This is a genomic window from Corynebacterium marquesiae (assembly GCF_030229635.1).
In the GTDB taxonomy this organism is placed as follows: domain Bacteria; phylum Actinomycetota; class Actinomycetes; order Mycobacteriales; family Mycobacteriaceae; genus Corynebacterium; species Corynebacterium marquesiae.
This window is the reverse complement of sequence record NZ_JASPII010000048.1, coordinates 1-377: the sequence shown is the minus strand read 5'-3', so window position 1 is coordinate 377 and position 377 is coordinate 1. Positions and strand designations below refer to the sequence as shown.

1 rRNA gene is annotated in these 377 nt (G+C 46.4%); it reads right to left on the bottom strand.

Features of this window, described 5'->3' with window-relative positions:
* A 16S ribosomal RNA gene (locus QP971_RS11315) occupies positions 1 to 60 on the bottom strand; the annotation flags it as partial.
* Between the last annotated feature and the right edge of the window lie 317 nt (positions 61 to 377).

The following is a 377-nucleotide window of genomic DNA, read 5'->3' as shown; positions in this document are numbered from 1 at the left end:
TTGCATGTGTTAAGCACGCCGCCAGCGTTCGTCCTGAGCCAGGATCAAACTCTCCACAAAAAAATTTCAGAACAAAATCCGAAACAGGCCGTGAAAAGCCCGAAACCCAACAAAAGAACAAACCACCACAAACCACACAACAATGCAGCCTGTGCTGGCGTCCAAAAAATTACTACAAAGAAAAATACAGTCTCCTCAACCCGACGGGGCCAAAAATGAGGAAACCAAAAAGTTGAACACAATCACATGCCAACCAATCCATCTCAATGCAGCCGAAACACCAAACAGCATTCAAAAAAGGTACGTGTTCCACATACCCAACCGGCACACACCAACCAACAAACCACCTAGGCCTGCTGGCAGACAAACCAATCAAC